Below are 9,478 nucleotides of genomic sequence, written 5' to 3' on the forward strand. Positions count from 1 at the left end.
GTGGGAGCCGCCGCAGGGGCAATGAGGCCATGAAGAGAGAACCAACGTGGCTGCCGATTTCGGCGCTCGCTGGCCGTGTCGTCACCCGCTGGCAAGGCACGGAGATGGCGCTGGTTGCAGGCGAGGTCGCCGAAGATGTGCGCTGGGAAGATCCGGGCATTCCGTTTCTCCAGCTGATCAATCTCGACTTGCAGTTGGCGAACGGGCAAGTCTTCAGGCTGTTGTCCCATCTCGAGGACGGGACCGGTTTTCACGGGCTCTACCTGATGGAGCTCGACGCCATTCAGGCGCCGGAGCCCCACGAAGATGCTCCATTCCTCTTTCGGGATCGACAGTTTCCGGAGTGGCCGGCGGGCGAGATCGAGATCACTGAACTCCGTCATGACGGTCCGAATGCCACGGCTGAAGTACGGCTCCTGCTGTCCGGGAATGAGCTCAGGCTCGTCGCGGGCGAAGTTCACGAGCAATTTGACGGGAGCCTGTGCATCGTCGAGTGCGACGAATCCATACTCGTGCAACTGAAAGGCGTTCGGCCGTAGAAGATCCCATGGCAAGCAAGTTCATGTGTCGTTGCGGTGAGATCGTCCGCACGAATCTCTTCGAGGGGAACGGCGTGCACCTGCTGGTCGCTGAGGAGCTTGTCGATGCCGCATCAGGGGGCGCGTCGACTGATCTGGATCCGTTTCTGGATGAGATCGTGAAGCAGTCGGAGATCGTGGCGAAATGCGGCAAGTGCGGCTGCATCGCCATCATTGACGATCACTACGACATCAAGCTGTATGAACCGATTTCTCGCTCATGAACGATGAAGGCGTGACACCGAGGTGCCCTTGCTGTCTGTTTCGGACTCTTCAGGAACGCGGAGGATTCGAGGTCAGACAGGCAACCGCCCAAGAAATCCCGGCAGGAGGCGATCATGAACATGCTTGACCTCTTCTCCCTCCTGGCTTCACCCGGCGCTGCAGCGGGCTGCATCCTCGGCGTCGGCATCGCCGTCGGGTTGCACTGGTTGTTTCCAGCCGAAGATCTCCTTGCCGCCCAGGCTCTTGTTGTCGCCGTGTGCTGCGGGGTCGGAGCCCTGCTGGAATGGCACCAGCCCGCCCGTGACCGGGATGGCGACTGAATCAACCTGACCTGCCGGTGAACACCGCCAGTTGCGCCGCGAACGCCCGCTGATAGGCGGGCCGCGCCTCACCACGGGCCACGTAGGCGGCAAGCCGGGCGTCCTCGTCGAGCATCCCCGACGGCCTCAACCTGAGCAGCACCGCGACCATCATCAGGTCGCCCGCGCTGAACGCACCATCGAGCCACTCCGCATCGCCCAGTCGATCGGACAACTCGCCCAACCGGACACGCACGCGCTCCACGACGAGAGGCAGGCGCTCGTCGTACCAGCTCTTGTCGCGCTCCAGCAGCTTGGCGTTCTGGAACTCGATGATCGGCACCTCCACCGTGTTGACCGCGGCAAACATCCAGGTGATCGCACGGGCCCGGGCATTCGCGTCGGCGGGCAGCAGGCCGGCGTGATGCTCCGCGATGTGCAGCACGATGCCGCCCGACTCGAACAGCACCAGATCGTCTTCCTGATAGGTCGGGATCTGCCCGAAGGGATGCAGCGCGCGATGCGCCGGCGCCTTCATCGCCGCGAAGGAAAGCAGGCGGACCTCGTAGGGCTGCCCTGCCTCCTCCAGCGCCCAGCGAACGCGCATGTCGCGCGCGAGCCCGCGGCCGCGGTCAGGCGACGATTCAAAGGCCGAAATGGTGGGGTTCATGGTCGATCTCTCCTCTCGAGTACGGGACCTTGAAGGTCCGATCACAGACTCGACGTTCGAGGCAGACCCGAATCGACATCACCACACACCGCACGCGCATCGACGACCACGCCATCCGCCGGGCCCAGGCCCGCATGCGCAGCCTGATGTGCCATGCCCCARTGGCGGATCGCCTCCGCCACCGGCAGCACCGAGCGCCCATGCGGCGTGAGCGCGTAGTGCACGACGGCCGGCACCGGCCCGCTGCGCTCCCGGCTCACGAGACCATCGGCCTGCATCTCGCGCAGTTGTTGCGCCAGCACCTTGGCCGACACGTCCGGCAGGCTGCGACGCAGCGCGGCAAAGTGCCGCGGGCCGTCTGACAGCCGGTACACGACGAACAGCTTCCAGCGCCCGCCGATGGCGGCCAGCGCGGCCGTCAGCGCGCAGCCCGGGATCGCGTTGGCACGTGCCACGCGCGGACGGTTACCTGCAGGTGCCTTCTTGGCGGTGTCCATGGTGCTGGCTAGAGTGCGCCCGAGTGTAGTCACCTCTCACCGTCGGATGCCTTGCAACCATGATCCAGCTGCCCACCCGTTCGATCTCGTACGGCATCGCCGGCCTGCTGGCGCTCCTCGGCGCCTGCGCCGTGCCTGCGCCGCCATCGACTGCACCAGCCGGCGCCGTGCGGGCCATCCCCGCGACACCCGTCGGCTCGCCGCATGATTTCGACTTCGAGCACGGTCGCTGGCACACGCAGCTCCGGCGCCGCCTGCAGCCGCTGAGCGGATCCGACGCCTGGGCGGAGTACGCCGGCACGACCGTCGTGAGCCCGGTGCTGGGCGGTCGCGCGAACCTCGCCGAGCTCGACGTCTCCGGACCTGCAGGGCGAATCCAGGGGCTGTCGCTGCGGCTCTTCGACACGACGCTCAGGCGCTGGACGCTCAACTTCTCCAACGCCGCCTCCGGCACGCTTGCTGCCCCGATGACGGGTGGGTTCGGCGGCACCCCGCGCGGCGTGTTCTACAGCGCAGAGGAATTCAACGGCCGGCCCGTGCTCGTGCGCTTCGTCATCGAGTCGGCCGGCGCCGACAGCTGCCGCTTCGAGCAGGCGTTCTCGGCCGACGGCGGTGTGACGTGGGAAATCAACTGGATCGCGGTGGATACGCGGTCGTGAGTCGGGCGAGCAGCGGTTCGCTGCGCCGGCTGTGGCGCCGCAGACCCGATGTGGGGAGCGCATGGGCCGTCATGCGTTTCAAAACAGGTCCAGCGTCGGGAAATCGGCGCGACCGTGCAGGCAGTTCCACAGGTAGATGGCGAAGCCAAGGTCGCCGGTCCACAGCGAATAGCGCAGTTGGCCGTACAGCCTCGCATCGGCCTCAGTCTGCGCTATGCCGTGCATTGCAAAGGATTGCGCGCGCTGCAGCCACATCGCATCACCGGTGCGCCGGTACAGCTTGAGAAAAGCGTAACCGTTGCCGCCGGTGCCGTGGCACAAGTTGGAGCCCTTGCTCAGCGGTCCGGCGGCCCAGACCGCTTCACCTGCTGCGGCGAGCACTTCGTCCAGCGCAGGGCTCGGCAGGTCGGCCACGCAGACTACGAAGCCAGGTGCGCCGTGGCAGTACTGCATCAGCAAGGGTCTGGTGGGCGGCGGCGTCAGTACGGCGCGCCAGTTGACGTGCTGGCCTTCCCAGGTGGCAGTGCGCAGTACGGTGTTTTCGATGCAGGACTGCCAGGCACCCCAATCGGTCTCGTCCAGCAAGTGGCGGCCGTGTATCAGGGGTACAGCGGTCGCCACGAAACCATGGACTGCGTCGATGTAGGTGGACTGGCGGCCATACAGGTCCTGCATCCAGTAGTGGCAGGCAAACTCGTCGGACCAAAGGAGCTGCGACCACAGCACCGCCGCCGTGCTGCGGAAAAGTTCGGCCCAGCGTGCTTCGCCGGTCCGCTGATGCAAGAAGAGAGAAGCCAGCAGTGTGCCGGGCGAGCCCCACATCAGTTCGCGCGCTGGGTGTTCCATGTGGGCGGCGATCAGCTCAGACAAGCGGCCCGCGGTGGCCGGCAGCGGCGTCGCTGCGTATTCGAGCAAGCGAAAGGGCAACTCCCCCATCATGAAAGAGCCGGCATGCGCAGCCGCCTCGGTACCCAGCCAGGATGTGTTGCGCGCCAGCAGGTCGGCCAGCCGTGCAGAGTCGCGATAGTCGCGCTGCAAGCGAACGGCGCCCGCATCTTGCAGATGGTGCAGCGCCCACACCACACCGCAGGCGCCGTAGTAGAGCGGCGTTGCGGGCTGTGCGGCGTCTTCGCCCGGCTCCAGATCACGCGGGTGGGGCGACCACCAGCTCTCCGGCGTGAACCGGGCCTCGGTCTCTGTCACGATCCGGCGAATGCTGCCCCGGACGAGGTCTTCGTCCCAGGGAATCACCCGCAGTGGCTCGTGGCGCGCTGGGTCAAACAACATGATTCACCCCGGATCCTTGAGTGCGGCAAGCGCCGGTTTGCCGACATGAGAGGCCCTGCCGATGACGGTCCTCACATCAAGCTTGCGGAGGATAGCGGTTCAAGTCGAGGATCTTCAGCGGGTCGGGAAGCAATGCACGCCCTGCTACGCCAACCGCAATCTTCCTGCCCTTGGCATCAGTGAGCTCGAACCATGCTGACCCGCCGTCTGCGACGAATACTGAGTCGGTCACTCGGATGGGGCTGCTCATGTCATTTGGGCGCAGAATCAGTGCAGGGGTCGGGCCACACGACGGCATAGGCACGCCGCGCAAGCACATCGCCGTCACGAGCCGGGAGCGAGTCCATGTCCAAGCGCATCGTCTCCGTGATCGCCATCGGCGCCGCCGCTCTGGTGGCTGCTGCCCTGTACTTCACGTCGAACAAACCGCAGCCCGACCTGCCGCCGGCCGCGCCGGTGGTGGCCGGCTTCCTGCACGGCCAGACGGTGCGCATGCTGATCGTCGGCGACCCGTTCTCCATCGCGCTGCGCGCCGGCGCGCGCGAGTTGGGTCGACGCGCCGGGGGCAACGTCGAGATCGAAGTGGTCGGCTACGACGACGTGCGCCGGCTCACGCTGCTCAATGCGCACGACCAACGCTCGGCCTACGACATCGTCAGCTTCGACAGCGTGTGGGCCGGCGAGTACGGCGCGGCAGGCGTGTTGCTGCCTCTGAACGACTGGATCAAGGCGTCGGCGGCGACGATCCGCCCCGACGACTTCCTCGAGATCGGCTACCGGCAGGGGCAGTTCAGGGGCCGACAGCTCGGCCTGCCGATCCAGCCGCACCCCGAGTTGCTGTGGATCCGCCGCGACCTGTTCGAGAAGGCCGGCCTGGCCGCGCCGCAGACCACCGACGAGTTGCTGGCGGCGGCGAAGCGCTTCACGCAACCGGCGCAGGGCCAGTTCGGGATTTGCTGGAACGGCCAGCGCGGCCAGGCGCTCGGCCAGCAGATGGCGCATTTCTACGCGGCCTTCGGCCAGCCCTTGCTCGACGCCGGTGGGCGRCCGAGCCTGAACACCGAGCGCGGCATCGCCGCAGCGCGCTTTGCGCAGAGCCTGTTGCCGTTTTCGCCGCCCGACGTGCTGAACATGGCCTGGGACCAGCGGCCGGTGCGCTTCGCCAAGGGCGGCTGCGTGATGGCCTACGAATGGGCGGCGCGCAGCTACCTGGTCGAGGAAGACCCCGGCTCGCAGGTCGCCGGACGGGTCAGCTACGAGGCCGCGCCGCACGCGCCGGGCGCCAAGCCGGTCACGTCGATCGGCACCTGGAGCCTGGGCATTCCCGCCAACATCGGCGCGCGGCGTGACATCGCGTGGCCGTTCCTCGCCTGGCTGACGGGCAGCGAGATCGAGCGCTGGCTGGCGCAGCAAGGCAACGGTGGCATGCCCCGCTACTCGGTGATGCGCGACCCCGCGCTTGCGCAGCGCTACCCGGCCTTCCAGGCCGTCGCACGGCTGGGCAGCGCCGGCCAGCTCGACGACTGGATGCGCCCCGCGGTGCCGCAGTGGTCGGCGTTGGCCGACATTCTGGGCGGCGTGTACCACGACATGCTGCGCGGCGAGTCGACGCCTGAGCAGGCTGCCGCACGCGCCCAGCAACAGGCCGATGCGCTGTTCACGGCCTCGGCCAAGTGAGGGCCTGGCACGCATGAATACGCCGCAGGGGGGGGCCGCGTGATGCCGCGTTGGTCGGGCCTGGGTCTGCGGCACCAGTTGATCGCTGCGTTCGTCGCCGTGATCCTGTTGCCCACCGCGATCATCTCCGTCTACAGCCTCAGCCGCAGCAGCGAGCTGATCATCCAGATGGCCCGCGACGAGGGCCTGCGCGGCGCCGGCGTGCGCGCGGCGGCCGCCAACCGTCAGCTCACCGACATCGGCACCGATCTGCAGGTGATCGCCCAGGCGTCCGTCTTGCGCCGCTACCTGAATGCGGCACCGGGCGCCGGGCGCGCGAGCGTCGCGCGGGAGGTGGAGCGCTACTTCGCCGCCTTGCTCAAGCGCTGGGGCGAGCGCTACAGCCGCCTGTGCCTGCTCGACAGCAGCGGCCACGAGGCGAGTTGCGCGCGTGTCAGCGCCGGCGTGCCGGCGGTGGTACCGCCCAGCGAGTTGGCGGATCGCTCGGCCGAGCTGTATTTCGCGGGCGCGCTGCAGCTGCGAGCGATTCCCGGCCAGGAATCGACCTACATCTCGGAGCTCGCGCTGCTAGCGCCGGGCGCCCACGATCCCGTCAGGCCGGTGCTGCGCTATGCGACGGCGCTGCAGAGCGACAGCGGACTGCTCGACGGCGTGGTCGTGCTGGACGCGCTGGTGGCACCGGTGCTGGGCACGCTCGAGGCATCCGCCGCCGCCGCGGCCGCCACCTATGTCGTCGACCGGCAGGGGCACTACCTGCTGCACCCCGATCCTGCACACCGCTTCGCCCACCTGCGCGGCGACGGCGTGTCGCTGCGCAGCGAGCGTCCGCACGATGCGGCGGTCATCCTGGCCCAGTCGGCCGGCACGCTGTACGCGTCCGCCGATCGGCCGGAAACCCTGCAGGTGTTCGCGCGCATCCGGCCGCCCGGGCAGAGCAGCGTGCTGTGGACACTGATCGACGAGCAGTCGCTCGATGCGATCCTCGCCGAGGTCGGCCACACGCGCAACGTCATCGTGATGGTGGCCGCGGTGGCCTTGCTGCTGGCGATCGCCATCGCACTGCGGATGACGCACGGCATCGTGCGGCCGATCGGCGCCCTGGCGCAGGCGGCGGATGCGATCCGCCAAGGCGATCTCGACACGCCCCTGCCCGCGGCGGCACGGCCCGACGAGGTCGGCGTGCTGACGCGCGCCTTCGCGCAGATGGCCGCACGGGTGCGCGAGCTCGTCGGCACGCTGCAGCAGCGCGTCGCCGATCTCGAACGCAGCGACGYGGCGCTGCGTTCGGGCCAGGCGCGCCTGCAGCACATGATCGATTCCAACCTCGCCGGCATCGTCTTCTTCGACCTGGAGGGCCGTGTCATCGAGGCCAACGATGCCTACCTGCGCATCGTCGGCTACGACCGCGACGATCTGCGCGAGGGGCGCATCCATCGCGCGACGCTGACACCGCCGGAATACCGCGACGCGACCGAACAGGCCCTGGTGGAAGTTCGCACGCTGGGTGCCTGCAGGCCCTACGAGAAGGAATACGTTCGCAAGGACGGCAGCCGGGTACCGGTCCTGGTCGGCGTTGCATTGCCCGAGCCCGGGTCGGAGCAGGCCGTGGGCTTCGTGCTCGATCAGACCGCGAGCAAACAAGCCCTGATCGAGCGCGATGCGCGCGCGGCGGCGGAGCTGGCAAGCCTCGCCAAGAGCGAGTTCCTGGCGCAGATGAGCCATGAACTGCGCACGCCGCTGAACGGCATCCTGGGCTTCGCGCAGATCCTGCAACGCGACACGACCCTGACCGAGCGGCAGGCCCGGGGGCTGAAGATCATCGACGAGAGCGGGCAGCACCTGCTCACGCTCATCAACGACATCCTCGATCTGTCGCGCATCGACGCGGCCAAGCTCGACCTGTATCCCACCGAGGTCAACCTGCCGGTGTTCCTGCAGGTGGTGGGCGACATCATCCGCGTCAAGGCGGAGGAGAAGAGCCTGCTGTTCGTCTACGAAGCGACGCCGGATCTGCCGGCCACGATACGCGTCGACGAGCGGCGACTGCGCCAGGTGCTGCTCAACCTGCTGTCGAATGCGGTCAAGTTCACCGACACCGGGCAGGTGACGCTGCGCGCGACGCGCTTGCCGTCACCGGGGACCGGCGCCGAGGCCGATGCGATGGCGCGCCTGCGCTTCGACGTGGAAGACGAAGGCATCGGCATGAGCGAGGCGCAACTGGCGCGCTTGTTCCGGCCCTTCGAGCAGGTGGCCGACGTCGAGCGACGCGAGGGTGGCACCGGCCTGGGCCTGGCCATCAGCCGACAGCTGATCCGCCTGATGGGCGGCGACATCCAGGTGAGCAGCCGGCCGGGCGAGGGCAGCGTCTTCGCGTTCGAGATCGAGGTGCCGGCGCTGCAGACCCAGGTTCAGGCGCAGCCTGCGCGTGGCGCGGCGATCGGCTACGAAGGGGCACGCCGCAGGATCCTGGTGGTCGACGACGTGCCGCAGGGGCGCGCGATGCTGCTCGATGCCCTGGGCGCGCTGGGCTTCGAAATGGCCGACGCCGGCAATGGCGAAGAGGCGCTCGCCGCGGTGGCCAGGTTCCGGCCCGACCTGATCGTGATGGACCTCGTGATGCCGGTGATGGACGGCTTCGAGGCGATACGGCGGCTGCGGCTCTTGCCGGAAGGCGCCAGGCTGCCTGTCATTGCCGCGTCGGCCAACGCGAGTGCACAAACGCAGGCGCGCTGCCGCGAGGTGGGCGCGAATGCCTTCATCAACAAGCCCGTCGATCTGAAGGCCCTTCTGGACGCGATCGCCGCCACGCTGGACCTGACCTGGCTCCATGAGGAGCCGGCCGCCCCGCCCGACCGGGCGCTGCGGCACGCCACGCGCAGCGCACGGCCTGAAGAAGCGCTTGCCGATCAGTGGCCCGGCCTGCGCGGTGCACGCGTCCTGCTGGTCGAAGACAACGCCATCAACCAGGAGATCGCGTTGGCGGTGCTGAGCCGCGCCGGCATCGTCGTCAGCGTCGCCGGCGATGGCCAGGCGGCGCTCGAGATGCTGCGCCGGGAGCGTTTCGACGCCGTGCTGATGGACTGCCAGATGCCGGTGATGGATGGCTATGCCACGACGCGCGCGCTGCGCCAGCAGGCACAGTGGCGCGATCTGCCGGTCATCGCGATGACCGCCAACGCGATGGTCGGACACCGCGACAAGGTGCTCGCGGCGGGAATGAACGACCAGATCACGAAGCCGATCCGGCTGGAGGAGATGTTCGCGACGCTGGCCYGCTGGGTGCACCCTGCCGTGGCCGAATCGCGCGCATCGACACCCGCGTCGCACTCGCCGGCGTGACACCGAACAAATACGCATTGCGCATACAATCTCGGGCCATGACTCAAGCCCAGCAGGTTCTCTTGCGCGACGCGATGCGTCGCCTGAACATGACACGCGAGGCCTTTGCCGAACGCATCGGCAGCCGAAAGCGCGCTCTCGACACCTGGCTTCTGCCAGATGAATCCGCCGAATTTCGTGCCATGCCGGAGATCGTCAGGCGCTTCGTGGGCGAGATTCTTTCAAGAACCGAAGGCAGTGAGAGAAG

The 9,478-nt window shown here is 67.9% G+C and carries 9 protein-coding genes and 2 pseudogenes; 7 read left to right on the forward strand and 4 right to left on the reverse strand.

Annotated elements, in window-relative coordinates; all coding sequences use genetic code 11:
• The 3 genes and pseudogenes from AC1D12_RS15485 to AC1D12_RS15495 all read left to right on the forward strand — a co-directional run.
• Nucleotides 1–539: pseudogene (locus AC1D12_RS15485) on the forward strand (hypothetical protein); the annotation flags it as partial.
• A gap of 8 nt (nt 540–547) precedes the next feature.
• Nucleotides 548–802, forward strand: a complete 255-nt coding sequence (locus tag AC1D12_RS15490; RefSeq protein ID WP_477827663.1) for a DUF8617 domain-containing protein — start codon at nt 548–550, stop codon at nt 800–802.
• Nucleotides 803–916: 114 nt separating this feature from the next.
• A complete protein-coding gene (locus AC1D12_RS15495) occupies nt 917–1,123 on the forward strand; it encodes a hypothetical protein (RefSeq protein WP_477827664.1) in 207 nt (68 codons plus the stop codon).
• Between the two features lies 1 nt (nt 1,124).
• On the opposite strand, the gene AC1D12_RS15500 is transcribed toward AC1D12_RS15495, so the two are convergent.
• Both AC1D12_RS15500 and AC1D12_RS15505 read right to left on the reverse strand, forming a co-directional pair.
• Entirely contained in the window at nt 1,125–1,772 is a 648-nt protein-coding gene (locus AC1D12_RS15500) for a glutathione S-transferase family protein (protein ID WP_465111998.1), read from the reverse strand.
• Nucleotides 1,773–1,813: 41 nt separating this feature from the next.
• Nucleotides 1,814–2,269 carry a winged helix-turn-helix transcriptional regulator gene (locus AC1D12_RS15505; RefSeq protein ID WP_477827558.1) on the reverse strand — a complete coding sequence of 152 codons (456 nt, stop codon included), beginning with the start codon at nt 2,267–2,269 and terminating at the stop codon, nt 1,814–1,816.
• A 59-nt stretch (nt 2,270–2,328) separates the two neighbouring features.
• Between AC1D12_RS15505 and AC1D12_RS15510 the strand changes: the two genes are divergently transcribed.
• Complete coding sequence (locus tag AC1D12_RS15510) at nt 2,329–2,928, forward strand: DUF1579 domain-containing protein (RefSeq protein WP_477841342.1); 600 nt, start codon at nt 2,329–2,331, stop codon at nt 2,926–2,928.
• A 78-nt stretch (nt 2,929–3,006) separates the two neighbouring features.
• Here AC1D12_RS15510 and AC1D12_RS15515 read toward each other — a convergent pair whose 3' ends face one another.
• Both AC1D12_RS15515 and AC1D12_RS15520 read right to left on the reverse strand, forming a co-directional pair.
• Nucleotides 3,007–4,215: a lanthionine synthetase C family protein gene (locus tag AC1D12_RS15515; protein ID WP_465111995.1), complete on the reverse strand. Its 1,209-nt coding sequence runs from the start codon at nt 4,213–4,215 to the stop codon at nt 3,007–3,009.
• Nucleotides 4,216–4,291: 76 nt separating this feature from the next.
• Nucleotides 4,292–4,465, reverse strand: a complete 174-nt coding sequence (locus tag AC1D12_RS15520; protein ID WP_477841344.1) for a hypothetical protein — start codon at nt 4,463–4,465, stop codon at nt 4,292–4,294.
• A 95-nt stretch (nt 4,466–4,560) separates the two neighbouring features.
• Between AC1D12_RS15520 and AC1D12_RS15525 the strand changes: the two genes are divergently transcribed.
• The 3 genes and pseudogenes from AC1D12_RS15525 to AC1D12_RS15535 form a co-directional block, all read left to right on the forward strand.
• Nucleotides 4,561–5,892 carry an ABC transporter substrate-binding protein gene (locus AC1D12_RS15525; RefSeq protein WP_477841346.1) on the forward strand — a complete coding sequence of 444 codons (1,332 nt, stop codon included), beginning with the start codon at nt 4,561–4,563 and terminating at the stop codon, nt 5,890–5,892.
• Between the two features lie 42 nt (nt 5,893–5,934).
• Complete coding sequence (locus AC1D12_RS15530) at nt 5,935–9,231, forward strand: hybrid sensor histidine kinase/response regulator (RefSeq protein ID WP_477841348.1); 3,297 nt, start codon at nt 5,935–5,937, stop codon at nt 9,229–9,231.
• A 38-nt stretch (nt 9,232–9,269) separates the two neighbouring features.
• Nucleotides 9,270–9,478, forward strand: a pseudogene (locus AC1D12_RS15535) (aspartate carbamoyltransferase); the annotation flags it as partial.

The sequence above is a fragment of the Rhizobacter sp. P1_G5 genome, assembly GCF_056405435.1.